General features: G+C 72.0%; 20 protein-coding genes and 5 pseudogenes. 13 read left to right on the plus strand and 12 right to left on the minus strand.

What is annotated here, in order from left to right:
- From GTW40_RS29450 to GTW40_RS29465, 4 genes and pseudogenes are all read right to left on the minus strand, one after another.
- Positions 1-1,103: gala protein (locus GTW40_RS29450; RefSeq protein WP_161183181.1), on the minus strand; the 1,103-nt coding region annotated here is incomplete at its 3' end.
- Between the two features lie 73 nt (positions 1,104-1,176).
- Positions 1,177-1,249, minus strand: a pseudogene (locus tag GTW40_RS29455).
- A gap of 62 nt (positions 1,250-1,311) precedes the next feature.
- Positions 1,312-2,220 carry a hypothetical protein gene (locus tag GTW40_RS29460; protein WP_161183182.1) on the minus strand — a complete coding sequence of 303 codons (909 nt, stop codon included), beginning with the start codon at positions 2,218-2,220 and terminating at the stop codon, positions 1,312-1,314.
- Positions 2,217-2,696 (minus strand): hypothetical protein, encoded by a 480-nt coding sequence (locus GTW40_RS29465; RefSeq protein WP_161183183.1) that lies wholly within the window; start codon positions 2,694-2,696, stop codon positions 2,217-2,219. The genes GTW40_RS29460 and GTW40_RS29465 overlap by 4 nt, the downstream gene beginning before the upstream one ends.
- Positions 2,697-2,851: 155 nt before the next feature.
- On the opposite strand from GTW40_RS29465, the gene GTW40_RS29470 reads away from it, so the two are divergent.
- Together GTW40_RS29470 and GTW40_RS29475 are read left to right on the plus strand one after the other, a co-directional pair.
- Positions 2,852-6,226: a CHAT domain-containing protein gene (locus tag GTW40_RS29470; protein ID WP_237525815.1), complete on the plus strand. Its 3,375-nt coding sequence runs from the start codon at positions 2,852-2,854 to the stop codon at positions 6,224-6,226.
- Positions 6,227-6,317: 91 nt separating this feature from the next.
- Positions 6,318-7,475 (plus strand): tetratricopeptide repeat protein, encoded by a 1,158-nt coding sequence (locus GTW40_RS29475; RefSeq protein ID WP_161183185.1) that lies wholly within the window; start codon positions 6,318-6,320, stop codon positions 7,473-7,475.
- 43 nt (positions 7,476-7,518) lie between these two features.
- Here the strand turns inward: GTW40_RS29475 and GTW40_RS29480 are convergent, their stop codons facing one another.
- Positions 7,519-8,988 (minus strand): MFS transporter, encoded by a 1,470-nt coding sequence (locus GTW40_RS29480; protein ID WP_237525817.1) that lies wholly within the window; start codon positions 8,986-8,988, stop codon positions 7,519-7,521.
- An 81-nt stretch (positions 8,989-9,069) separates the two neighbouring features.
- Between GTW40_RS29480 and GTW40_RS29485 the strand changes: the two genes are divergently transcribed.
- The 10 genes and pseudogenes from GTW40_RS29485 (at position 9,070) to GTW40_RS29530 (ending at position 16,302) form a co-directional block, all read left to right on the plus strand.
- On the plus strand, positions 9,070-9,447 hold the full coding sequence (locus tag GTW40_RS29485) for a helix-turn-helix domain-containing protein (RefSeq protein ID WP_202486580.1): 378 nt from the start codon (positions 9,070-9,072) through the stop codon (positions 9,445-9,447).
- Positions 9,448-9,612: 165 nt separating this feature from the next.
- Positions 9,613-10,014 (plus strand): PPOX class F420-dependent oxidoreductase, encoded by a 402-nt coding sequence (locus tag GTW40_RS29490; protein WP_161183186.1) that lies wholly within the window; start codon positions 9,613-9,615, stop codon positions 10,012-10,014.
- Between the two features lie 124 nt (positions 10,015-10,138).
- A complete protein-coding gene (locus GTW40_RS29495; protein ID WP_161183187.1) occupies positions 10,139-10,483 on the plus strand; it encodes a hypothetical protein in 345 nt (114 codons plus the stop codon).
- A gap of 202 nt (positions 10,484-10,685) precedes the next feature.
- On the plus strand, positions 10,686-11,060 hold the full coding sequence (locus tag GTW40_RS29500; protein WP_161183188.1) for a hypothetical protein: 375 nt from the start codon (positions 10,686-10,688) through the stop codon (positions 11,058-11,060).
- A gap of 204 nt (positions 11,061-11,264) precedes the next feature.
- Positions 11,265-11,639, plus strand: a complete 375-nt coding sequence (locus GTW40_RS29505; protein WP_161183189.1) for a metalloregulator ArsR/SmtB family transcription factor — start codon at positions 11,265-11,267, stop codon at positions 11,637-11,639.
- Positions 11,640-11,734: 95 nt separating this feature from the next.
- Positions 11,735-13,008: pseudogene (locus GTW40_RS29515) on the plus strand (ABC transporter transmembrane domain-containing protein); the annotation flags it as partial.
- Positions 13,009-13,142: 134 nt separating this feature from the next.
- A pseudogene (locus GTW40_RS33790) lies at positions 13,143-13,440 on the plus strand (iron-siderophore ABC transporter substrate-binding protein); the annotation flags it as partial.
- A 68-nt stretch (positions 13,441-13,508) separates the two neighbouring features.
- Positions 13,509-14,093 carry a TetR/AcrR family transcriptional regulator gene (locus tag GTW40_RS29520; protein WP_161183191.1) on the plus strand — a complete coding sequence of 195 codons (585 nt, stop codon included), beginning with the start codon at positions 13,509-13,511 and terminating at the stop codon, positions 14,091-14,093.
- 79 nt (positions 14,094-14,172) lie between these two features.
- The gene (locus GTW40_RS29525) at positions 14,173-15,519 is read left to right on the plus strand and encodes an MFS transporter (protein WP_161183192.1); all 1,347 of its coding nucleotides are present in this window, start codon (positions 14,173-14,175) and stop codon (positions 15,517-15,519) included.
- A 24-nt stretch (positions 15,520-15,543) separates the two neighbouring features.
- On the plus strand, positions 15,544-16,302 hold the full coding sequence (locus GTW40_RS29530) for an SDR family oxidoreductase (protein ID WP_161183193.1): 759 nt from the start codon (positions 15,544-15,546) through the stop codon (positions 16,300-16,302).
- A 47-nt stretch (positions 16,303-16,349) separates the two neighbouring features.
- Here GTW40_RS29530 and GTW40_RS29535 read toward each other — a convergent pair.
- From GTW40_RS29535 to GTW40_RS29560, 6 genes and pseudogenes are all read right to left on the minus strand, one after another.
- Positions 16,350-16,552, minus strand: a pseudogene (locus GTW40_RS29535) (MbtH family protein).
- Between the two features lie 117 nt (positions 16,553-16,669).
- Positions 16,670-17,527 (minus strand): annotated as a pseudogene (locus GTW40_RS29540) (amidohydrolase family protein); the annotation flags it as partial.
- A 61-nt stretch (positions 17,528-17,588) separates the two neighbouring features.
- Complete coding sequence (locus GTW40_RS29545; protein ID WP_161183244.1) at positions 17,589-18,353, minus strand: alpha/beta hydrolase; 765 nt, start codon at positions 18,351-18,353, stop codon at positions 17,589-17,591.
- Between the two features lie 77 nt (positions 18,354-18,430).
- Positions 18,431-18,877 (minus strand): response regulator, encoded by a 447-nt coding sequence (locus GTW40_RS29550; protein WP_161183194.1) that lies wholly within the window; start codon positions 18,875-18,877, stop codon positions 18,431-18,433.
- Positions 18,874-20,418, minus strand: coding sequence for a CHASE3 domain-containing protein (locus tag GTW40_RS29555; RefSeq protein ID WP_161183245.1), 1,545 nt, complete (start codon positions 20,416-20,418; stop codon positions 18,874-18,876). Before GTW40_RS29555 ends, GTW40_RS29550 begins: the two co-directional genes overlap by 4 nt.
- 101 nt (positions 20,419-20,519) lie before the next feature.
- On the minus strand, positions 20,520-21,737 hold the full coding sequence (locus tag GTW40_RS29560) for a fused response regulator/phosphatase (RefSeq protein ID WP_161183195.1): 1,218 nt from the start codon (positions 21,735-21,737) through the stop codon (positions 20,520-20,522).
- A 260-nt stretch (positions 21,738-21,997) separates the two neighbouring features.
- Between GTW40_RS29560 and GTW40_RS29565 the strand changes: the two genes are divergently transcribed.
- The gene (locus GTW40_RS29565; RefSeq protein WP_161183196.1) at positions 21,998-22,201 is read left to right on the plus strand and encodes a hypothetical protein; all 204 of its coding nucleotides are present in this window, start codon (positions 21,998-22,000) and stop codon (positions 22,199-22,201) included.
- 49 nt (positions 22,202-22,250) lie between these two features.
- Here the strand turns inward: GTW40_RS29565 and GTW40_RS29570 are convergent, their stop codons facing one another.
- Positions 22,251-22,958 (minus strand): potassium-transporting ATPase subunit C, encoded by a 708-nt coding sequence (locus GTW40_RS29570; RefSeq protein ID WP_161183197.1) that lies wholly within the window; start codon positions 22,956-22,958, stop codon positions 22,251-22,253.
- Between the last annotated feature and the right edge of the window lie 3 nt (positions 22,959-22,961).

Below are 22,961 nucleotides of genomic sequence, written 5' to 3' on the forward strand. Positions count from 1 at the left end.
GTCGGCCGGGCCGGGCACATCCGCTCGGCGAAGGAGCGCTTGACCCGGCGGGGCAGACCGGGGCCGAGGCCGACGTACTCCAGGCGGTGACCGTCGGGCAGGGCGGCGAGCAGGGTCTTGGCTCCCCGGCCGGTGATGCCGGTGTGGCGCAGTTCGAGTCGGCGCAGCGCGCTGCCGGGCAGGGCGTCGGCGAGGGCCTGGGCGCCTTCGTCGCCGGTCGCGTTGCCGGGGGCGCCGAGGCTGCGCTCGGACATGGCGCGTCCGAGGTCGAGGTGTTCGATGCCGTCGAGGGCGTCGGCGAGGGCGCGGGCGCCGCCGGGTCCGATGCCGTTGCCGCCGAGGCCCAGGCGCAGGGGGTGGGCGGGGTCTGCCGCGCGGGCGAGGACGGCGGTGCCCTCGTCGCCGAGGTGGTTGGCCGTCAGGTACAGCTCGCGCACGCCCGCGTCCCGGACGAGGGCAGCGAGCAGCGGGGCCTCGGCGGCGGTCAGACCGTTGCCCCCGAGGAAGAGCCGCTCCAGCGGGGCCGGGCGGTCCAGCAGGGCGTCCACGAGGAGGCGTACGCCTTCGGCGCCGATGCCGGAGTTGACCAGGTCGAGGGTGCGCAGCGTGGTGTTGCGGCGCAGGAGTGCGGCGAGGGTGCGGGCGCCGTCCGTCATGACGGGGTTGCGCTTGAGCCAGAGGGCGCGCAGGGCGGTGTCGTCGGCGAGGGCTCCGGCGAGGGCGGTCACGCCGTCCGGGCCGATGCGGTTGCAGCCGAGGTAGAGGGTGTGCACACCGTGGGCGGCGGTGTCGCTCAGGGCGGCGGCGACGGAGCGGGCACCTTGGTCGCCGAGGGCGTTGGTGCCAAGCAGCAGGTGGGCGGCGTGCGGGGAGGCGGCGGCCACGGGCAGCAGCCGGGCGGCGCCGTCGGGCCCGAGGCCCTGCTTGCACAGGTCCACCCGACCGTCGGCGCGCAGGGTGCCGAGCGGGAACGTCTCGTCGGCGACCGGGGAAACCGGGTCCGCGAGGCGGTCGAGCAGCGGGCCGAGCGCCGCGGGGTCGGCCAGTGGCAGGTCGGGGTGCTCGATCGCCGGGCAGCGTACGGGCGTCGTCGGCTGGGTCATCACACTCCACCGGTCCTTCGCCGGGGACCGGCGGTCCGCGTCGGCACCAGGCCGACATGAGAAGAAGTAGGTGCAAGACCGGTCGGATTCGAACCGACGTCCTCCAGCTTGATGCGTGGGCGCGACGACCTCTGCGCTACGGCCTTGCACGAGCGATCTTAGCCGTGCGAGAACAGATTTTCGATCACTGGTTCGAGTGAATCCCGCCTCAATCCGGCTTGCTCAGCAGCCGCGTCACACTGTCGCCCACCTCCGCCGTGATCCGCCCCTCGCACTCCAACCCGACCGCCGTCGCCAGATCCCTCCCGTGCAAGTCCGCCAGGGCTTCCGCGAGTTCCGCGAAGGACGCGGCGGCGGTGCGGCTACGGGACAGGCCCGTCAGGGCGCTCGCCACTCCGACGAACGCGGCGGGCCACCACCAGACGGCGAGCAGCAGGTAGGCCACGCCCCAGGCGCTCAGCCGGGCCGCCGTGCTCAACGCGCCTCGCGCGGTGCCGAGTTCCGTACGGGTGCTGTCGGGCGCGAGAAGCCACAGGTGCGGCCAGGCGGTCGAGAGGTCGAGGCGGTAGGCGCGCCAGACGCGCTGGTCGGGGGCCGCGACCCGGTCCCCCGTCCAGAACGGGTGGCGGGGCCGGACCAGGGCGATCCGGTTGCGTTCGGCGTAGCGCGCTTCCGCCTCGTCGGTCAGAGCATCGGCGTCGCCGCGGCCGCTCAGCCTGGCGCGTCCGGCGGCGACCAGCGCCGTACGGTAGTCGGCGTCGGCGGTGCGCCACTGGCGCAACCGGCGTGCGGCCAACAGGCGGGTCAGCGGGCCCCGGGGCGCCATGAGCCAGGTCCGCTCGATCAGAGCGCCGAGCCCCTGCGCGGCCGTGCCGGTCAGCGCGGCCCCGGCGAGAACGGCGACCGCCGCGACCGCGAGGGCGCCCGGACTGTGGGCGCCGGGAGCCTCCGCCAGGGAGTCCAGTCGGGTCCGCAGCCGCCCGGTGTCGTACCAGTGGCGCTGGCCCAGGGTCACCGCCGTGGCCAGCGCCACCAGGTACACCAGTCCGGGGATGGCCAGCAGGGCGAGCCAGCGTTCGGCCATCTTGCCGCTCAGCGCGCCGAGGAACGCGTTCACGGACGGCGCACCCTGAACTCGCGCAGCGTCTCGCCGAAGATCCGGCAGGCCGGACGACCGTCGCCCTCGGACGGCGGTACCTCGACCCGGGCGCAGTGGCCGCGCGGACAGACGAGTGCGTGGAGCAGCGGGTGTCCGGGGCCGCTGCCGGGGAAACTCCGGTACGGGGGCGGGGCGTCGGTGCGGTAGGAACCAAGTCCGGAGCTGAGCCCGGAGACGAGGAGCAGATCCTCCAACTCGTCGAAGTCTTCTTCCAGTTCCTCGGGCGGACGGCCGCCGCGCACCTCCGAGGTGATGTACTCCGTCAGAAGGCGCACCGGCGGATCGAGGTCCTCCGTCCCCGGGGAGGTGGCCAGCCAATGGCACAGGGCCGCCAGCCGCTCGTGCCCGAACCCGTCCGCTCCCCCGTCCATACCGTCACCGAACACGCCCGCGTCGGCGCCGAGTCCACCCGCGCCGTCGCCGAGTCCGCCCATCGCCGCACCTCCATGGATCAGCCGGTCGTCGCAAGCTCACCACAACGAGCGTGACAGCGGGGCTTCGTGGGTAAAATCGGGCTTCGGAGTTCCCGCCGCGCACTACGGTCGAGAGCCCACAGTCAGCCGCACGGGGGCGGGCGATGCCAGACGTCATGGGACCGGACAGGGAGTCCCTCGAACGGGTCGTCGCGCTGGTCGGACAGTTCCAGCGCACCGGTGACCGCCGTCCCCTGGACAGCGGTACCGAGATCTGCCGGGCGGTGCTGAGCACCGAGCCCGCGGCCCCGCACGTGCGGACCACCTGGGAGTCGACCCTGCGGCTGACCCTGGTCCTGCGCTGGGCGGCCTTCCGCGACCGGCGCGACCTGGACGAGTCGATCGAGCTGGGCCGCCGGCTGGTGGTGCGCCAGACCGTACGCGAACAGGATCTGCGACTGCTGGGCCGTATGCTCGCGGACCGCTTCGAACTCGACCGGGACCAGGCCGACATGGAGTCCGCGATCGAGGTATTACGGCGTGCAGCCGATATGCCCGAGGACGGGACGAACCAGCTCTCGGCGACGCTCGACACCCTGTCGTCCTTACTGCGCGAACGCGCCAGGATCACCGGCAGCACGGCCGATCTGGCCGAGGCGGAACGGTTGCAGCGCCATGCCCTCAATCTGCTGGCCGATGTTCCCGAGAACGCGCAGGACATCGAGACACATCGCAACAACCTGGCGGCCACGCTCCAACTCGCCCTCAAGTTCGACCCCTCCCCCGCCGTCGCGCATGAGGCGGTGCACCTGCTGCGGGCAGTCCTCGCGGCGATGCCCGCAGACGCTCCCCGGCACACGGCGGCCCTGTTCAATCTCGCCACGGCATCCTTCGTACGGGCCGAACTCACTGGTGACGCCGCCGACATCGAGGAGATGATCACGGCGTGCCGGGCCGCCCGCGCCGCCACGCCCCGAGGTCATCCGTCGCACGCGCGCGGCCTGGCCGAATTCGGCGTCGCCCTGCGCCTCGCGTCCGAACACACCGAGGACACCGAACTGCTGGAAGAGGCCGTGACGTTGTTGCGTGAGGCGGTCGCGGGCACCGTTCCGGGCAGCCCGTCACACCCGCAACGGCTGAACAGCCTCGGCAACGCCCTGCAACGACTGGGTGAACGCAGAGGCGACGCACTGCTGTTGGACCAGGCGGTGAAGACCCTGCGGGAAGCCGTCGGGGGGCCGTCCCCGGAACTCCCGGACCACTTCGGCCGCTTGACCAACCTGGCCGTCGCCCTGCGCGAGCGCCACCACCAGACCGGCGACCTCGCCGCCCTGCGCGAAGCGGCCCAACTGGCCCGGCTCGCCCCGAGCTTCCCCCACTTCCCGCGCGAGTCCGCCCAGCAGTTGGCCAACCTCGGTGTCGTCCTCCAGACCTGGCACGACCGTACGGCGGACCCCGGTGCCGCCGTCGAGGCCGTCGAAGTGGCCCGGCAGGCCCTCGCCCTCACCCACGAGGACTCCCCCGAGCACGCCTCGCGGCTGAACCATCTCGGCAACGCCCTGCACCAGCGGTTCCGGAGCGGCGGCGACCCGGCCGACCTGGACGAGTCCGTCGACGCGCTGAACCTCGCGGTGGCGGGCACGGCGTACGGCAGCCCGGAGCACGCGAGTTATCTGCACAACCTGGGCCTCACCCTGCTCACCGCGGCCCGTCTGGCCGAGGACCCGGCGCTCTTGGACCGGGCGGTTTCCACGCTCGGCCGTGCGGTATGGGCATCCGCCACCGGCACGGCCCACACCGCCGGATATCTCCAGTCCTACGCCTCGGGGTTGCGCACCCTGCACCTCGTGACCGAGAACCCCGCCATCCTGCGCGCGGCCGAGGACGCCTACCGACAGGTGGCCCGGATCGAGGCGCTTCCGGCCGCGCGGCGCGTCCTGGCCGCCTGCGACTGGGGTGCCGCAGCGGCCGACGGCAGCCGGTGGCAGGAGGCGCTCGAAGGGTTCGAACTCGCCCTCTCACTGCTGCCGTTCAGCATCACCCGGCGGCTCGCCCGCGACGATCAGGAGCACGAGCTCGTCAGTGTGCAGGGGCTCGCCGCCGACGCCGCCGCCTGCGCCGTACGGCTCGGCAGGCTCGACCACGCCGTACTGCTCCTGGAGCAGGGGCGCGGGGTACTGCTCGGCCAGGCGATCGCCGAGCGCGCCGAGTTGGAGCGGCTACGCGCCGAACACCCCCTGACCGCCGAGCGGTTCGTGCATCTGCGCCAGCTCATCGAGTCGACCGATTCCGACGCGCCCGACGACGGAAGCATCGCCGATCTGCGGCACACCCTCGCGGCCCGCTGGGAGCAACTGGTCACCGAGATCCGCACGCTGCCCGGCTTCGCGGGTTTCCTCGGGGCGCCCACGTACGCCGAGGTCCTGGCCTGCTCGGAGGACGGTCCCGTCGTGGTCGTGTACTCCAGCGTCTACCGGAGCGACGCCCTGATCGTGCGGCCGGACGGTGTGACACCGGTGCCGCTGCCCGGGGTGACTCCCGAGGTGCTGGAGAGGCAAGTGGCGCTGCTGCATGGCGCGTTGGCCGCCGCCGCGATGCCTGGACAGGAGCGGGAAGCTCAGGGCGCGGTCGCGGAGGTGCTGGGCTGGACGTGGGACCGTGTCGCGGAGCCGGTGCTCCGCGAGCTGGGCCTGCTCGACCCGCCCGCCGACGACGCGTGGCCCCGGCTGTGGTGGTCGTCGGGCGGCGCGCTCGCCGCGCTTCCGCTGCACGCGGCGGGCCACCACGAGGAGCCGCCGGACCCCCAGCCCCGGACGGCCCCCCGTTCTCAGGCGGACCCCCGGCCGCAGGCGGTGCTCGACCTCGTCGTCTCGTCCTACACGCCGACCATCCGCGCCCTGTCCTACGCCCGCGCCCGCGCGGCCGGCCGCACCCCGGCGGGCGGCCTGCTCGCGGTGGTCGTGCCCGACGCGCCCGGCACCCGGCCCCTCGGCGGCGTCCGCCGGGAGATGCGGGAGTTGCGCGCGCTGCTCCCGGTCCCCGGCGTGCTCGCGGGCCCGCGTGCGACGCGCGGCAACGTGCTGGGCGTCCTGTCCGCGCACCCGTATGTGCACTTCGCCTGCCACGGGGTGAGCGACCCGGAGAATCCGTCGCGGGCCCGGCTGCTCGTGCACGACCACCGGGAGCATCCCTTGACGGTGCGTCACATCTCGCGTCTCGACCTGCCGTACGCCCGGCTCGCGGTGCTGTCCGCGTGCGACACGGCGCGGGGTTCGGACCTGCTGGCGGACGAGGCGATCCACATCACCTCGGCCTTCCAGATCGCCGGATATCCGCACGCGATCGGCACGTTGTGGCCCGTGCACGACGCGGTGGCGGTGCGCATGACCAGAAGCCTCTACCGCCATCTGCGGACCGGCATACCGGCCGCGTCCCTCGCCCTCGACACGGACCGGGCCGCGCTCGCGCTGCACCACGCCGTACGACAGTGCCGTACCGCCTTCCGCAACAGCCCGAGCCTCTGGGCGGCCCATGTGCACTCCGGGGCGTGACCCGGCGGAAGAGCCCGAAGCCCGGCGGAAGAACCCGAACCCCGGCCGAAGATCCCGAAGAGGAAGCCGACGAGAAGGAGTTGGTCGCGACATGGCCCCCCTGTGGCGCAGGAAGCGCGACGACGAACCACCGCAGCGGCCACCCACGGCTCCCGCCGATCCGGACCAGCCCCGGGCGGCCGACCTGGTGGTGACGATGCTGAACGACGACGGCGGGGAGGAGGAGATCGTCCGGGTCGGCCTTCCCCCGCACGAGTTCTACGGCATGAAGGCCAACGCCGCCTACGAACGGCTCGGCCCCGAACACCCCGACACACTACTGGCGTTCCGCGACTACGCCCGCGCACTGGCGGGAATGGAAGGCCGCCGTGAGGAGGCTCTCGAACGCCTCATGGATCTGGTGCGCCTCCAGACGCAACTGCTCGGCTTCGTGCACGCGGACACCTTGACCACCGCCGCCGACATCGCCGATCTGCTGCAGAGCATGGGTGATCCCGGAAAGGCGGAGGAGGTCTGGCGCAGCGTCTGGACGGCCCGGTCCGAACTGCTCGGCCGCGACCACCCCGACACCCTGAGCAGTGCGAGCGGCCTGGCACGCGCACTGGAGCAACTCCGGCGCGAACCCGAGGCGGTGGGGCTCCGCCGGGACGTACTGGAACGCCGCAAGCGGCAGCTCGGGATTGACCATCCCACGGTGCTGCACGACACCGGGCAGCACGCGGCCGCGCTGATCAGATGCGGCCGCTGGGCCGAGGGGGAGGCGGAACTGCGCGCTCTTCTGGCCCTGTTGGAGCGGCGTGGCGAGCGCGACGGTGAGATCGGTCTCTCCGCCCAGGCCAACCTCGGGGCCGCGCTGTGCCGGCTGGAACGGCTCGACGAGGCCGAGGCGGTGATGCGTACCGTGCTCGCCACCCAGCAACGGACCAACGGCTCCGCGCACTCGGACACGCAGTCCACCCGGAACAACCTCGCGGCCGTCCTGCACGCCCGGGAACGGTACGGGGAGGCAGTCGTGATCCTCCGCGAGGTGCTGTCCGAGGCCGCCGCGAGGAAGGGGGACGGCCACCCCGACACCGTCCATGCCCGCGACAACCTGGCCAACGTCCTGATCGACGCGGGCGAACGCATCGAGGCCGCCGCACTACTGCGCCGCTGCCAGTCCGACTACACCCGCGTCTACGGCCAGGATCACCCCCTGACCCGGACGGCGGCCGAACGTCTGGCGTGGCTTCGGGACAACCCCACTTAGAGAAAACCCAGTTGGACATCCGAGGCGCAACCCTCGGGCGGATTCAGCGGGAGGCGCTCTCCGCGACCGGCTTCTCCTCGACCGCCGCACTACGTCGAGCCGTGCCACCCGATCGCGACAGACCGACGGCGAGGAGCAGGGCGACGGCGACGAGGCACGCGCCGATACGGAAGGCGAGCTGGTAACCGCCCGTGAGAGCCGAGGCGTTGCTCGCGCCGTCGTCCAACAGGGCATCCGTGTGCGCGATGGCGAGCGTGCTGAGGGCCGCGAGGCCGAAGGCGCTGCCGATCTGCTGCATCGTGTTGAACATGCCGGAGGCGATCCCGGAGTCCTGGGGCGTGGCCGCCGACATGGCGAGCGTGGCCAGGGACGGCATCGCGAGGCCGAAGCCGATACCGAGGGGCAGCAGCGCGGGGAGGACGTCCACGGCGTAGCTCCCGTCCACCGGTACGCGGCCGAGCGCGGCGAGACCTCCGGCGATGAGCGCGAGTCCGGGGAGGAGTACGAGACGGGGGCCGAAGCGCGCGATCAGCCGGGGCGCGAGGCCGAGGGACAGCGCGCCGATCGAGACGGAGACCGGGAAGATGCCGAGGCCGGTGCGCAGTTCGTCGAAGCCGAGCACCTTCTGCAGGTAGAGCACGCACAGGAACTGGAAGCTGAACATCCCGGCCACCATGAGGGCCTGGATGACCATCGCTCCCGAGACGTCACGCGAGCGGAACACCCGCAGCGGCAGGAGCGGGTGGGGTGCCTTCGCCTGGCGGGCGACGAAGGCCAGGAGCAGGGCGAGTGCGGCGGCGCCGAAGCTCAGGGTGTGGGCCGAGGTCCAGCCGTGGCCGGGGATCTCGACGATCGTGCAGACGCCGAGCATCAGCGCGGCGGTGACCAGGAGCGCGCCCGCGGCGTCGGTCCCCTTGCCGAGGCCGATTCCGGGCTCGGGTGCGAGCACACGTCCGGCCGCCAGCGCGGCCACGATGCCGATCGGGACGTTGACGAAGAAGATCCAGTGCCAGCCGACGGTCTGGGTCAGGGCGCCCCCGGCGAGGAGGCCCAGCGAGCCACCGGCGGACTGGACGAAGCTGTAGACGCCGATGGCCTTGGCCCGCTCCTTCGGCCGTGGGAACAGGGTCACGACCATGCCGAGCGTGACGGCGGAGGTCACCGCGCCGCCGATGCCCTGGACGAACCGGGCGGCGAACAGCGTCGCCGGGTCCTGGGCCAGACCGCACAGCAGCGAGGCGGCCGTGAAGACGCTCAGGCCGGTGACGAAGACGCGCTTGCGTCCGACGAGGTCGCCGAGCCGTCCGGAGAGCAGGAGCAGCCCGCCGAAGGGGACCAGGTAGGCGTTGACCACCCAGGCCAGGCCGGACGAGGAGTAGCCGAGGTCTTGCTGGATGGCGGGGAGTGCCACGCTCACGACGGTGCCGTCGAGGATGACCATCAGCTGTCCGGCGCAGAGCACGGCCAGGGCCGACCACTGTGATGTCCGTGCGGATGTGTGGGTTCGCCACATGGGGGTTCCTTCCAATGGTGCACGTCTTGTTACAGCGGTCATCGTCTGTAACCATGGCGCGCGGCGGAAGGAGGCACTTTCATGTCACGCAGTCACACCGATGTGTCCGACCAGGTCAGCAACGAGGCGTGCCCGCTCACCGAGGTAATCGACCACGTCGCGGGCAAGTGGAGCATCGGCATCCTCGTCGCCGCCGCGCACGGGCCGGTCCGGTTCACGGAGCTGGAGCGCGCCATCGCGGGCATCAGCCGACGGATGCTCACCCTGAACCTGCGCAAGCTGGAACGCGACGGCCTCCTCGTCCGGACCGTCTACCCCACCGTGCCGCCGAAGGTGGAGTACACCCTCACCCCCATGGCCCGCGAACTCCACGCGACGCTCACCGGTCTCGTCGGCTGGGCGGAACGGCACCGGGCGGACATCACCGCCGCGCGGGCCGCGTACGACGCCGGTTCCTAGCCGGGCCGTACGACGCCGGATCCCAGCCGGGCCGTACGACGCCGGTTCCAGCCGGACCGTCCCGCTCGGCGCGGGCATTCCCACCCCGAAGGCCGGGCCTTTGCGGCACGGAAGGCGGCCCCGGATACCGTGGCCCCTTCAGCGAACAGACCCGGGAGTATCCCCATGCCCGTCCCCCTCGGCCAGGACCTGGTGGCGCTGCTGCGCCGCCCCAGCACCTGTTACATCGCCACCACGATGCCCGACGGCTCGCCCCAGCTCACCCAGACCTGGGTGGACACCGACGGCGAGTACGTCCTGATCAACAGCGTCGAGTCGCACCAGAAGACCCGCAACATCGAGCGCGACCCCCGGGTGGCCGTCGCGGTCTCCGACCCCTCGGACCCGTCCAGCTACGTCCAGATCCGCGGCCGGGTCGTGAAGGTGACCAAGGAGGGCGCGGTCGACCACATCGAGGCGCTGTCCCAGAAGTACCTCGGCGGCCCGTACCCGTGGTTCGGCGGCCGCGACCAGGTCCGGGTGATCTACGTGATCCAGCCGGAGCGGATCAGCAGCCCGCGCGGCTGACACCACTGGGCCCCGCAGCCTGCCGCACGAGGCTGCGGGACGCCCGGCTCGCTGCGGGACGCTCGGCTCAGAGTCTGCTCAAGTCGCTTGGCCCCCGGCCCGGTTGCCCAGCACCATGATCCGTATGACGGGAATCAAGCACCTCAAGTACCTCACCGGCAAAGGTGAGTTCGCCCTGATGGTCCGGGACACGGACCTGGTGTCGGCGGCACTCCGGCAGGCGCTCGCCGACGCCGGTCCCAACGAACGACCGGGCCTGGAGCGGGCGTTGGAGGTCCTCGCGACGGTCGAGACCGCCGACGACGACCAGCTGTGCGCCCGCTGGTACCGGGACCGGCTGGCGGCCACCGGATTCACGGGAGACATCGGCTCGGTCTCGGCACTGAAGGCGCTGCGCCAGTCGGAGCGGGGTCTGAGTCTGCTGACCGCGGTACAGCTGCAGAAGGCGGCCGTGGCTCACCCCGAGTGACCGTCGAGTCTCCGCCACACGTTCAACATCTGTCACTGACAGCTCGATTGCGGTCGATGAGCGATCGACATTCGACTTCTCTCGGTCAACAACTCTCACTCCCGAAGACCTTCGTACCGGCGCCGGTGCGGCTCGCCTAGCGTGCGGGCACCGGGCGGATCAAGTCGCGCCGGTTCGGACGACGTTCAAGGGGAGGATCACCATGGCGAGTGTGGAAGTTTCGCTCAAGGAGATGATGGCCGGGGTCGAGGGTGCCATGGGAGCGGCGGTGGTCGACTACACCAGCGGCATGGCCCTGGGCACGCTGGGCGGGGGCAAGGATCTGGACCTGAACATCGCGGCGGCGGGGAACACGGACGTGATCCGCGCCAAGGTCCGCACGATGGAGGAGCTGGGCCTCAAGAGCCAGATCGAGGACGTGCTGATCACGCTCGGTGCGCAGTACCACCTGATGCGGCTGGTCACCGGGCGCAACGGCAACGGGCTCTTCCTCTACCTGGTGCTGGACAAGTCGCGTTCCAATCTCGCGATGGCCCGCCACCAGCTCAAGCGCGTCGAAGAGCAGCTTGAGGTCTGACGCCTTCTCAGGTGCCGGGCCGACGCATGCCCATGATGTGAAGACTTCTTCAAGTCGCGACATCAGCATGATCCCAACTCGCGGTTGCGCGCGGCCCGGGACGAGAAGGATCGCCCGTACAGGGCGTATGGCACGCGGCGGCGCCCTCGGGCCGCCGCCGCGTCCTGGACCGACCGTCCCCGACGCGGCAGGGAGCGAGCCCCGATGCAAGTCCCCCTCTATCAGGCCAAGGCGGAGTTCTTCCGGATGCTCGGGCACCCCGTGCGCATCAGGGTCCTCGAACTGCTCCAGCACGGCCCCGTGCCGGTGCGGGACCTGCTGGCGGACATAGAGATCGAGCCGTCCAGCCTCTCCCAACAGCTGGGTGTGCTGCGGCGGTCCGGGATCGTCGTGTCCATCCGCGAGGGATCGACGGTGAGTTACGCGCTCGCCGGTGGCGATGTGGCCGAACTGCTGCGCGCGGCCCGCCGCATCCTCACCGAACTCCTGGCCGGACAGAACGAACTCCTCGCGGAGCTGCGGCAGTCGGACGAGGCCGCCGCCGACCGGCCCGCGATGTCCTCGCGCACCGCGCACTAGCCCCGGCCCGGCGCCCACCACCCTGCCGAAAGCATTGACGCGACCACTCTTACTTAGAGTAGCCTTGCCTAAGTTGACCGGTTCCGGAGGGTGGGCTGGCGGGAACAGGCAAGCCGTCGGGGCGGGACGTCCTGACACACGCCGTCCGGAGCCAGGGGCGCCGCCTCACTCTCGCCGTCCTGCTCGGCGCGGGCCATCAGCTGGGCGAAGTGGCGGCGCCGGTGCTCATCGGTGTCGTCGTGGACCGCGCCGTGGCCCGGTCGGACGAGCGCCTGCTGCTCCTCTGGCTCGGCGTCCTCGCCGTGGTCTACGTGGCCCTGTCCTGGAGTTTCCGGCTGGGCGCCCGCGCCGGTGAACGTGCCGCCGAGGAGGCCGCGCACGATCTCCGGGTGGCCCTCGTACGCCGGGTCCTGGACTCCCGGGGCGGAGCGGAGACGGGACGGCTGCCCGGCGAGCTGGTCAGCATCGCCACCGAGGACGCCAAGCGGGTCGGTGCGGTCAACATGGCGATGATGAGCGGGATTTGGGCCTTCGTCGGAGTGACGGCGGGCGCGGTGGCGCTGCTGTTCGTGTCCGTGCCGAGTCCTGGCAGACCGGCCTCGTCCTCACCCTCACCGGTGTCTTCATCGCGCTCATCGCCCTGGCGGGCGGCCGACTGGCCCTGAGCGGCGCCATCTCACTGGGCCAGTTGGTCTCCGCCGTGGGTCTGGCCCTCTTTCTTCTGGAGCCACTTGAGGTGTTCGCCTGGGTCAACGCCGAACTCGCCCAGGGCCGCGCCTCCGCCAACCGCGTCGCCGGCGTCCTCGCGGCCGAGCCCGACGTGCCCTCGGGTGACGCCGCCCTGCCGCGCCCACTGCGCGGCGGCCTCCGGCTGCGGGACGTACGGCTCAGCAGTCTCGCCGGGATGGACCTCGACCTGCGCCCCGGCGAACTGACCGGCGTCGCCGTCACGGACCCCGCCGACGCCCAGGCCCTGCTCCACTGCCTCGCCCGCGAAACCGACCCCGAGTCGGGCACTGTCGAGCTGGACGGCGTACCGCCCACCTCCCTGGACCCGGCGCTGCTGCGCACGGCGGTGCTGGTCGCGGCCCACGACGCGGCCCTGTTCGAGGGCACGTTGGCGGAGAACCTGGGCTCCTGGGCGGACGCCGACCAGAGCGACTCGGAACACCACACCACCCGCGTCCCCACCGCCTCCCGCGCCGACGAAGTCATCCGCTCCCTCCCCCACGGCCCCGCCACCCTCGTCGGCGAAGGCGGCCGCTCCCTCTCCGGCGGCGCGCTGGTCACCCAGGAGGTGCACGTCTTCGCCGGGCCGCTCGCGGACGACCTGCGCCTGGCCCGCCCGGACGCGACCGACGGGGAGCTTCTTGAGGCACTGGCCGCCGTGGGCACGCTGGACCGGGCCGAGGCGCTGCCGGAGGGGCTCGCCACGGTGGTGGGCGACGGCGGGCACCGGCTGACCCCCGACCGCGCCCAGCAACTGGCGTTGGCCCGCCTGTGGTTGGCCGATCCACCGGTCGCCGTGCCGGACGAGGCGAAGCAGCTGGTCAAGGGCGTGCAGGACAAGTTCAGCGCGGCCAAGAAGGCGCACCCGGACTTCGCCGGGAAGACGGCCGTCATGGCGACTCCGTACCAGGGCGTCTTCGTCTTCGGCAGCCAGGACCCGCGCTCCCGCCTCCTCGCGGACCTCGGCTTCTCGCTGCCGAAGGACCTGGACAAGCTGATCGGCGACCAGTTCGGCGCGAACATCAGCAAGGAGCGGTACGACCTGCTCGACCAGGACGTGGCGGTGTGGATCGCGCTCCTGAAGTCGGAACAGCTCACCATTATTTGACCGATCGTTCTAGATATGGTTCTGTCTTCGACATGGCCAGAACCAAGGAATTCGATCCGGACGCCGCGCTGCAGTCGGCCCTTGAGCTGTTCTGGCAGCGCGGCTACGAAGCGACGTCGCTGACGGATCTGGTCGAGCACCTCGGCATCGGCCGCGCCAGCATCTACGCGACCTTCGGCAGCAAGCACGAGCTGTATCTGAAGGCCATGGACCGGTACGCCGAGACGCGCGACCCGGTTCTCCTCACCGAACTGTCCCAGCCGGGCCCCGCGCTGCCCGCGGTGCGGGCGGTGGTACGCCGGTTCGCCGCGGAGGCCACCGCCCCCGAGGGCCGACTGAACGGCTGTTTCGTCACCAACACCGCGGCCGAGCTGGCCCCCCACGACCCCGCGGCGGCCCGCCGGGTCGAGATCAGCTGGGAGCACGTCGAGACCCTGCTGCACTCCGCGCTCGTACGGGCGCGGGCCCAGGGCGAGCTGTCCGAGGACCGCGACCCGCGCGCCCTGGCCCGCATGCTGCTCGTCCTGCTCCAGGGGGTACGGATCGTCGGCAAGGCGTCGGACGATCCCGCCCGGGTGCGGGACGCGGCCGAGCAGGCCCTGGCCCTGCTGGACTGACGCGCATCCGTCGAACCCACCGGGCGCCCTGCCGCATGCCCGAATAATGAACCGATCAGTCAAATATCAAGGGGATGGCATGACCGCCACGGGCACCGCCGGCGTCGCCACTGTGCGGCAACGATGTGCCTTCGTCCTCCTTGGTGGCGTCCAGGCCACTCTGATTTTCACGCTCGCCGCTCTCGCCATACCGCTGCCCCTCATCGGGCGCGAGTTCGGCCTGGACCGCGCCCACTTGATCCTGCTCAGCGCTGCCTACGGGCTGACCTTCGCCGGGCTGCTGCTCTTCGGCGGACGCCTCGCGGACCGCTGTGGCGGGCGGCGTGCCTTCACCGCGGGTCTGGTTCTCTTCGCCGCCGCCTCCGCGGCCGCCCCGCTCGCCCACGGCATGGCGACACTGCTCGTAGCGCGCTTCGCGCAGGGGGCGGGGGCGGCGCTGATCGCGCCCGCTGCCATGGCGGTGCTGCGCGCCGTCTTCCCCTCCCCCACCATGTACGGCAGGGAGATGGCCACCTGGGGCGGGCTCTCGGTACTCGGCGCGACCGCGGGCAATCTGCTCTCCGGCGTCATCTCGGCACTGTTGTCCTGGCGTTGGACCTTTGCCGTACCGCTCGTGGTGGCCCTCGCGGCCCTCGCCCTCGCACCCCGGCTGCTGCCGGACACCACACCGAGCCGGAGCAGGACGCTCGACCTGCCGGGTGCTCTGCTCGCCACCGCCGGGATCACCCTCGCCAGTTACGGGTTCATCGTCACCGACACCCGCCCCTGGTCGTCGGCCGGTGTGCTCGCGCCACTGCTCAGCGGGGCCGCGCTGCTGGCCGCGTTCTGGTACGCCGAGCGCCACGCTCCCGACCCGTTGCTGCCGCCCGGCTTCCTACTCGACCGGCAGCGGGCCGTCGCTCTCGCGGCCATCGCACTGAGCGCCTGCGGAACCGCGATGACCTTCGTGCTCCTCTCGCTCCAACTCCAGCAAACGCGCGACTGGTCACAGCTGCGGACCTCGGCGGCGTTCGTACCGTTCGCCGTCGTGCTGATGGCCTCCAGCCGGGCAGCGGGACCGCTCATCGGCCGGTACGGGGCCCGAACCGTCACCGCCGCCGGGCTCGGTACCGGCGCGGCCGGGCTCACCGTCCTCGCGCTCACCGGGATCGACGCACATATCCCCTACGGGTACGGCCTGTTGCCAGGCCTCGTGCTGCTGCCGGCCGGTGCGGCGGCCTCCTTCGCGGGAGCCACCGTGCTCGCCACCGAAGGCGTACCGCAGCCGCAGACCGGGCTGGCGGGCGGCGTGCTGAACACCGCGATGGAATTCGGCCCGACCCTCCTGCTCGCGGTCCTGCTCGCACTCGGCGGCGACGCCTCGTCCCTGGCCGCGACAGGGGCCGCTCTCGGCGCCGTCGCCCTTCTGAACCACCGCACCAGGTAATCCGTCACTCAAGGGAGCCACCGCATGAACCGCTTCACCGGCAAGACCGTCCTCGTCACCGGCGCGGGCTCCGGCCTCGGCCGCGCGATCGCACGCGCCTTCGCCGCCGAGGGCGCGTCCGTGGTCGCCGCAGGACGCACCGCTGCCTCCCTGGACGAGACGGTCGCTCTCATCGAGGCCACCGGCGGCACGGCCACCGCCGTCACCGCCGATGTCACGGACTCCGGACAGCTTCAGAGCCTCGTACGCGAGAGTGTCGCCCGCTTCGGCGGACTGGACATCGCGGTCAACAACGCCGGGATACTCCGCGGCGTCGGAGCCGTCGGTGACGTGAGCGAGGAGGACTGGGACGCGGTGCTGCGCACCAATGTCACCGGTGTCTGGCTGGCCATGAAGCACGAGATCGCGTACATGAAGGCCAACGGTGGCGGCGTCATCGTCAACATCTCCTCCAACCTGGGCGCACACCTCCGCATCCCGAACCTCGCCGCGTACATCACCTCGAAGGCGGCGGTCTCCGCACTGACCCGCGCCGCCGCTCTCGACCACATCCACCAGGGCATCCGCATCAACGCCGTCAGCCCCGGCGCCTCCGCCGCTCCCATGTCGCTGCGGCCCGGCGAGACCGAGGCCGACCGTGCCGAGCGGGTGAAGGCGGAAAACCCGCTCGGCCGGGTCGCGGAAGCCGAGGAAGTGGCGGCCTCGGTGCTCTATCTCGCCTCGCCCGCAGCCGGTTCAGTGGTCGGCGCCGACCTGGTCGTCGACTGTGGGTCCTCGGCCTGACGGTTCGCAGGCTTCGCCCCCCCCTTCCCCGACAAGAGACTTGACCCTCAGGACCGCTCGACCAGACTCTTGGGCCGCATGTCCGCCCAGTGGGTCTCCACGTAGTCCAGGCACTCCTGGCGTCCGGCCGGACCGTGCGCGACCGCCAGCCGGCCGGTACGTCGGCGAAGTCGGGCCAAAGGCTGTGCTGGCCCTCGTCGTTGACGAGGACGGTGTAGACGCCGTCGGGGTTCTCGAACGGGTTGGTCATGGGATGCCTTTCCGGGTCCGGGTCAGGGGGTCTCGGTGCGGGCCTCGGCCCGTCGTGCGAGGGCTTCCAGGGCGCGGAACCAGGTCCGGGCGAGGTCGTCCACCGCCTCTTCGACAGGGCGGTACGGGTGTTGAGCGAGCCGTCCGTGAACAGCTTGAGCGGGCCGACGCGCACGATTCCGGCGCCCCCGTCGACGGCGGAACCGGTGTGCAGCCCGCGCTCGATCGCCGCGTCGAGGTACGACGGGTAGACGGCGGCCGCCACCCGGACGAGCGGCCGCCCGGCCTCGCTCCGCCGCGCCCACTCCGCGACCGTGTCGCCGGACTGGAAGTCGATGATCCCGGTGACCCCGCGCGCGGCGGCCGCCCGGCAGGCCTCCTCGATCCGGCGGTCCTCGGTCTCGACGGGCGCCTTGGGCAGCACGGCGAGGGCCTCCAGACACTCGTGCTCGCGCAGCAGGCCGCTGAGATGCTCCGCACGGCCGATCAGCGCGAGGCAGGCCGAGTTGAGCCACGCGGTGTGCAAGTCCTGGCTGACCAGCGCCACGGGGACATGCGGGACGACCGCGTCGAGCACATCCTTGTGCGGGGCGTCGGGCCAGAGCCCGTCCCGGAAACCGAATCCGGTCAACACCCCGTCGTCCAGCGGTGCTTGAGCACGCTCGCGTACGGCCTCGGCGACCGCGCGGGCCGAGTCGAGCCCGGACACGTCGAGCCGGGTGCGGGCGACGGCCCACTCCCCCAGGTGCACATGGGCGTCCCACAGGCCGGGCAGCACGGTCCGCCCGGCCAGGTCGAACACGGGCTCGCCGGAACCGAGTTGGATGTCCTTCCCGGCCCGGATCCCGGTGATCCGGCCGCCCGCCACCCGGATGTGCGCGAGCGGTCCCCCGGCGCCGAGCCGTACCCGGGCGAGCCACAGCGGCGCCGCCCCCGTGCCGTCTGTCGCGGTGGACACGGCGGCAGTGCTCGTCATGGCGGGCTCCAGCGGAGAGACGGGGCGTCCGGCCACCGCACTCTACTTAGGCATACCTAACTCACGCCAGGGCGGCGGCCGTCTCGCGCACGAACGCCTCGGGGTTGTCGAGCATGATGTTGTGCCCGCAGTCGGGTACGGCGACGACCCGCACCCCTGCCTTCTCCAGCGCCTCCGTACCCGGGAACGGCCCGTCCGCCTCGGGGAACAGGAAGGTGCGCGGAATCGGCAGCTTCAGCAGCAGCTCGCGCATCGTGGGCGTCGTACCGCGCGTGAGCCGGACCGCGCTGCGGTGCAGGGCGGTGCGGTCGGCCAGGCGCATGGTGGACCACCAGTGCGGGCCCGCCGAGTCGCGGACCTTCTCCCAGCCGCCGTCCAGGAACTCCTGCTCCGAGAACGCGGTGATGCCCGAGCTTCCGGGGGCGCCGGGGACGGGTGTGATCGGATCCAGGTTGGCGTCGATCAGGACGAGCCGGGAGACCAGCCCGGGGTGGCGGGCGGCCAGGACGATCGCCACGGAGCCGCCCATACTGTGCGCGATCAGCTCGGCGCCGCTCACCCCGGCGGAGGTCAGCGCGGCGGCCAGGGTGTCGGCGTGGGACTCCAGGCTGTAGTCGAAGTCCGCCGGGCGGTCGCTGATGCCGTGGCCCAACAGGTCGATCAGCAGCGAGCGGTGACCGGCGAGCAGGGGGTGTACGGCGCTCTCGGTGAAGTACGCGGGCGAGGTGGCGCCGAGGCCGTGGACGTAGACGCGCGGGGCGTCCCGGCCGGGCAGCTCGACCCAGCGCATGAGGTCCCCTCGGGGCGTGACGGCGGCCTTGCGCATGTTCTGCTCCTTGATCACGACGAGCGGCCGAGTGTATCCGCCCGTGTGCGTCGGGTGCGCGGCGAGGAACGGCGCTCTCAAGCCTGCCGCGGCAGCCGCACCACCTGCACGAAGAAGTCGTCGATCTGGCGCACCGCCGCGATGAACTGGTCCAGGTCCACCGGCTTGGTGACGTACGCGTTGGCGTGCAGCTTGTAGCTGCGCAGGATGTCCTCTTCCGCGGCCGAGGTGGTGAGGACGACGACGGGGATGTGGGACAGCTCCGGGTCGGACTTGATCCGCTCCAGGACCTGACGGCCGTCGTACTTGGGGAGGTTGAGGTCGAGCAGGATCAGGTCGGGGCGGGGGGCGTCCGCGTGCTCGCCCTGCCGGTAGAGGAAGTGCAGCGCCTCCTCGCCGTCCCGGACGACATGGAGGGTGTTGCCGATCTTGTTGTCCTCGAACGCCTCCCGGGTCATCAGCTCGTCTCCGGGGTCGTCCTCGACCAGGAGTACGTCGATGGGGGTGGCGGCGGGGGTCGTCATGTCAGGGCCTTTTCCTGGAAGTCGGCGCCGGTCTCGTCCGGTACGGGGGCGGCCGGGGGAAGGGTGAGACAGAAGCGGGTGCCGTCCGTGCACGTGGTGTCCAGCCAGATCCTGCCCCCGTGATGTTCCACGATCTTCTTGCAGAGCGCCAGTCCGATGCCCGTACCGCCGTAGGCGTCCCGGCTGTGCAGCCGCTGGAAGATGACGAAGACCTTCTCCGCGAACTGCCCCGGAATGCCTATGCCGTTGTCCTTGACGCAGACCCTGACCATGCCGGGCTCGTCGGGATCGGGTTCACAGGTGACGGTGATGTGCGGGGCGCGTTCGGCGTGGCGGAACTTCAGGGCGTTGCCCACCAGGTTCTGCCAGAGCATGGTCAGCAGGGTCGGGTCGCCGACGACCTCGGGGAGCGTGTCCGGGCGGTCGATGCGGGCGCCGGACTCCTCAAGGGCCGTACCCAGGTTGGTCAGCGCCTTGTCCAGCGCCCGGTCGAGGCCCACCGGCACGCGGGCGTCGTTGAGGCGGCCGACGCGGGAGAAGGTGAGCAGGTCGTTGATGAGGACCTGCATCCGCTTGGCGCCGTCCACGGCGAAGTCGATGTACTGCCGTGCCCGGTCGTCGAGTTCGTCGCCGTAGCGCTTCTCGAGGAGCTGGCAGAAGGAGGCGACCTTGCGCAGGGGTTCCTGGAGGTCGTGGGAGGCGACGTAGGCGAACTGCTCCAACTCGACGTTGGACCGGCGAAGTTCGACCGCCTGAGCGTCCAGGTCGGCGGCCTGCCGGGCCAGGGTGCGCTCCTGCTCGCGGGAGGCGTCGAGTTCGGCGACGATGCGCCTGCGCATCCCCTCCACGTCGTCGGCGAGCGCGACCAGGTCGGCGGGGCCGCCGCCGGTGATGACGTGCGCGAAGTCGCCGCCCGCCACCCGGCGGGAGGCGGTGCCGAGGATACCGAGGGGGCGGGCGACCAGCATGCGCACGAGGAAGGCGAGGGCGATCCCGGTGAGCAGGAAGGCGGCCACCATGCCGCCCAGCACCGAGTTGCGCACGGTGCGCTCGTGGGCGATGCGGGCGTGGCCCTCGCGGACGGTCCGGGCGAGGTCGGCGTTCTGCTTGGCCCAAGTGGTGCGCAGACGGTCGAAGTTCCGCCGGCCGTGTTCGGCGGTGGTCTTGTCGACGGGCTTCGGGGCGCCGGGTGTGACGGAGGCGGCCATCGGCTCGGCGTAGGCGCGGCGCCAGCCGGCGGCCTGTCGCTCGACGGCGTCCAGGTCGGCGAGCAGGTCGGGGCGGTCCCCGATGAGGGTGCGCAGCCGGGCGGCCGAGTGGGCCTCGTCCTCCTTGCCTCGGGTGTAGGGGGTGAGGAACTGCCGGTCGGCGGCGATCGCGTAACCGCGAATGCCGGTCTCCTGGTTGACCAGGGCGGCCTGGAGCCGGTACGCCTCGGTCTGGGCGGGCTGGACGTGCTGGAGCAGCTCGTCGGTGGCGACGGCCGTGCGGCCCAGCAGGTCGGCTCCGATCACGGTACCGACCACCACGAGGAGGGCCATGAGTGCCAGCACCAGCTGGAACCAGCCCTGCACCGTCAGGCTGCTCCGGTGCGCGCCCTTGTCGTTCGTCACCGTGCGCTCCGACTCCGTTGGTTTCACTTCTAGTTCCAGCTCACATGGACGACGGCCACGTCGTCGGCGAGTCCGCCGCGTTCCTCGGCCAGCCCTTCGGCGCGGCCGATCAGGGTGTCCACGAAGTCCTCGGCGGGCAGCGTGGCCGACTCCCGGGCGAGGGCCAGCAGTCCGTCCTCGCCGAGGCGTTCGGGACCGCTGCTCACATGCCCCTCGAACAGGCCGTCGGTGAAGAGGACCACGGACGCGCCCGGCGGTACCGGCAGTTCGGAGGTCGGCCACCCGGCCACGCCGGGGACCACACCGAGCGCGGGTCCGCCGGGCACCTCCACCCAGTCCACCTCGGCGCCGGTGCGGCGCAGCAGACCGGGGTGTCCGGCCCGTACGACGCTGGCGCTGTGGGAGCCGGGTACGGCGGCGAGGCTCACCAGCGTCGCGAAGACCTCGTCCCGGGCGCGCTCGGCGACCAGCAACTCCTCCAGTCGGCCGACCTGTTCGGCGCCGGTGATGCCGCTGAGGACGAGGGTGCGCCAGGCGATGCGCAGGGCGACGCCGAGGGCGGCCTCGTCGGGGCCGTGCCCGGAGACGTCCCCGACCAGGGCGTGGACGGCGCCGTCGGCGCTCTGCACGATGTCGTAGAAGTCGCCGCCGAGGAGGGCCTGGGCGCGGCCGGGGCGGTAGCGGGCCACCACGTCGACGCCCTCGGCGCGCAGCAACGGCCTCGGCAGCAGCCCGCGTTCGAGGCGGGCGTTCTCCCTGGCCTGCATCTGACTGGCCTGGAGGGCGACGGCCGCCTGCTCCGCCTGCTTGCGCTGGATCGCGTAGCGCACGGCGCGGCCGAAGAGTTCGGGTTCGACGCGGCCCTTGACGAGGTAGTCCTGCGCGCCCGCCGCGACGGCGGCGAGGCCGGTCTGTTCCTCGGCGAGTCCGGTGAGGACGACGACGGCCACCTGGTCGGCGTGCGCCTGGACCATGGACAGGGCTTCCAGGCCCCGGGCGTCCGGCAGGTTCAGGTCGAGCAGGACGCAGTCGGGCAGCTCGGCGGCGAGCACGTCCGCGGCCTCGGTCATCGAACGCACCCAGCGCAGGCTCATCTTGAGGGCGCTGTCGGTGACCAGTTCCTCCACGAGGAGGGCGTCCCCGGGGTCGTCCTCGACGAGGAGCACCGACGGCTCCCGGCCGTCCCACTCCGACTCGTCCCGTGCCGTCGGCACGAGCCGTGCGGCACCCGTCCGCGACGTCACCATGGCCCCGCCCCTCCCACCACTATCCGTCGCCTACGCTCAGTGGACGCCGACCGCCAGGGGCCGAGCATACTCATCGCACCCATTGGATGGTCACCAGTCCCCTATGCCCAGGGAGCGGGGAAAACGATCCGGGCATCATGGATGTCATGGAGACACCGGGTGCTGAGTGGATCACCGTCGCGGCGTACGAGAACCTGCCGGGCGCCGTCCGGCCGATGGCGGCCGCGCGCGGTTGACTGCGCGACCGCGGCATCGACTGGATGCCCTTCGCCCCTGACGAGATCGGCTGGCACCATGCCTGCGGGATCGGCGCCGACGGTCACTGGCACGGCTGGTTCGACGTCCGTGTCGCCCCTGACGCGCTGCGGCGGCTCGGGCTGCATCCCGATCAGCGCACCGCCGGGGTCGACGGGGCGTCCCCGCCGGGGTGGTGGCACGCGGCGGCGGAGCGGCGCGCTCGATGAGCACGCCGCTCCGCCGGGCCGGGCCGGGCAACGTCCCGGGCCGCGCGGGTCAGTGCCGCGCCGCCTCCTCCCGCAGCGCCACGTTCAACTCCAGGACGTTCACCCGGGGTTCGCCGATGAAGCCGAGCGTCCGCCGCTCCGTGTGCGCGTCGACCAGTCGGCGCACCTCGGCCACGGACAGGCCGTTGTGCTCGGCCACGCGGCGGACCTGGAGCAGGGCATAGGCCGGTGAGATGTCGGGGTCGAGGCCGGAGCCGGTGGAGGTCACCGCGTCCGGCGGGATGTCGGCCGGGGTGACGGGGTGGCCGGGCACCGAGTTGTCGCGGGCGACTGCGGCGCGGGCGGCGAGGACCTGGGCGCAGAGCGTGCCCTCGGCGGGTGCGGCGGGGCAACGGCCGCGCACCGCACCGCTGTCGGCGGCGAGGTTGGTCGCACCGGACAGCAGCAGGTGGTACTGCGTGTTGACGCTGTTGGTGCCGAGCCCGTTCGCCGGGCGCCCCTGGAACCACTTCAGGTCGGGGCGCGGTGCGTCCTCCCCCTTCTTGAGCGGCAGGTCGTACGACTGCCCGATGAGGGAGGAGCCGACGGTACGGCCGTCCGCCCGGACCTCGGAGCCGTTCGCCGCACCGCGGAACAGTGACTGGGCGACGCCGGTGACCGCGAGCGGGTACAGCACACCCGTGAGCACGCTGAGCACCAGCAGCGCCCGCAGGCCCGCCCCGAACAACCGGGCTGTGTTGACAAGGGAGTTGTTCATGTC

The organism is Streptomyces sp. SID4985 (genome assembly GCF_009863025.1).
In the GTDB taxonomy this organism is placed as follows: domain Bacteria; phylum Actinomycetota; class Actinomycetes; order Streptomycetales; family Streptomycetaceae; genus Streptomyces.

Excerpts from the sequence above, each read along its gene's own strand:
- GTW40_RS29465 (WP_161183183.1), bottom strand. The coding sequence starts at position 2,696 with ATGGGCGGACTCGGCGACGGCGCGGGTGGACTCGGCGCCGACGCGGGC.
- GTW40_RS29470 (WP_237525815.1), top strand. The coding sequence starts at position 2,852 with ATGGGACCGGACAGGGAGTCCCTCGAACGGGTCGTCGCGCTGGTCGGA.
- GTW40_RS29475 (WP_161183185.1), top strand. The coding sequence starts at position 6,318 with ATGGCCCCCCTGTGGCGCAGGAAGCGCGACGACGAACCACCGCAGCGG.
- GTW40_RS29480 (WP_237525817.1), bottom strand. The coding sequence starts at position 8,988 with ATGTGGCGAACCCACACATCCGCACGGACATCACAGTGGTCGGCCCTG.
- GTW40_RS29485 (WP_202486580.1), top strand. The coding sequence starts at position 9,070 with ATGTCACGCAGTCACACCGATGTGTCCGACCAGGTCAGCAACGAGGCG.
- GTW40_RS29490 (WP_161183186.1), top strand. The coding sequence starts at position 9,613 with ATGCCCGTCCCCCTCGGCCAGGACCTGGTGGCGCTGCTGCGCCGCCCC.
- GTW40_RS29495 (WP_161183187.1), top strand. The coding sequence starts at position 10,139 with ATGACGGGAATCAAGCACCTCAAGTACCTCACCGGCAAAGGTGAGTTC.
- GTW40_RS29500 (WP_161183188.1), top strand. The coding sequence starts at position 10,686 with ATGGCGAGTGTGGAAGTTTCGCTCAAGGAGATGATGGCCGGGGTCGAG.
- GTW40_RS29505 (WP_161183189.1), top strand. The coding sequence starts at position 11,265 with ATGCAAGTCCCCCTCTATCAGGCCAAGGCGGAGTTCTTCCGGATGCTC.
- GTW40_RS29520 (WP_161183191.1), top strand. The coding sequence starts at position 13,509 with ATGGCCAGAACCAAGGAATTCGATCCGGACGCCGCGCTGCAGTCGGCC.
- GTW40_RS29525 (WP_161183192.1), top strand. The coding sequence starts at position 14,173 with ATGACCGCCACGGGCACCGCCGGCGTCGCCACTGTGCGGCAACGATGT.
- GTW40_RS29530 (WP_161183193.1), top strand. The coding sequence starts at position 15,544 with ATGAACCGCTTCACCGGCAAGACCGTCCTCGTCACCGGCGCGGGCTCC.
- GTW40_RS29545 (WP_161183244.1), bottom strand. The coding sequence starts at position 18,353 with ATGCGCAAGGCCGCCGTCACGCCCCGAGGGGACCTCATGCGCTGGGTC.
- GTW40_RS29550 (WP_161183194.1), bottom strand. The coding sequence starts at position 18,877 with ATGACGACCCCCGCCGCCACCCCCATCGACGTACTCCTGGTCGAGGAC.
- GTW40_RS29555 (WP_161183245.1), bottom strand. The coding sequence starts at position 20,418 with ATGGCCCTCCTCGTGGTGGTCGGTACCGTGATCGGAGCCGACCTGCTG.
- GTW40_RS29560 (WP_161183195.1), bottom strand. The coding sequence starts at position 21,737 with ATGGTGACGTCGCGGACGGGTGCCGCACGGCTCGTGCCGACGGCACGG.
- GTW40_RS29565 (WP_161183196.1), top strand. The coding sequence starts at position 21,998 with ATGCCCTTCGCCCCTGACGAGATCGGCTGGCACCATGCCTGCGGGATC.
- GTW40_RS29570 (WP_161183197.1), bottom strand. The coding sequence starts at position 22,958 with ATGAACAACTCCCTTGTCAACACAGCCCGGTTGTTCGGGGCGGGCCTG.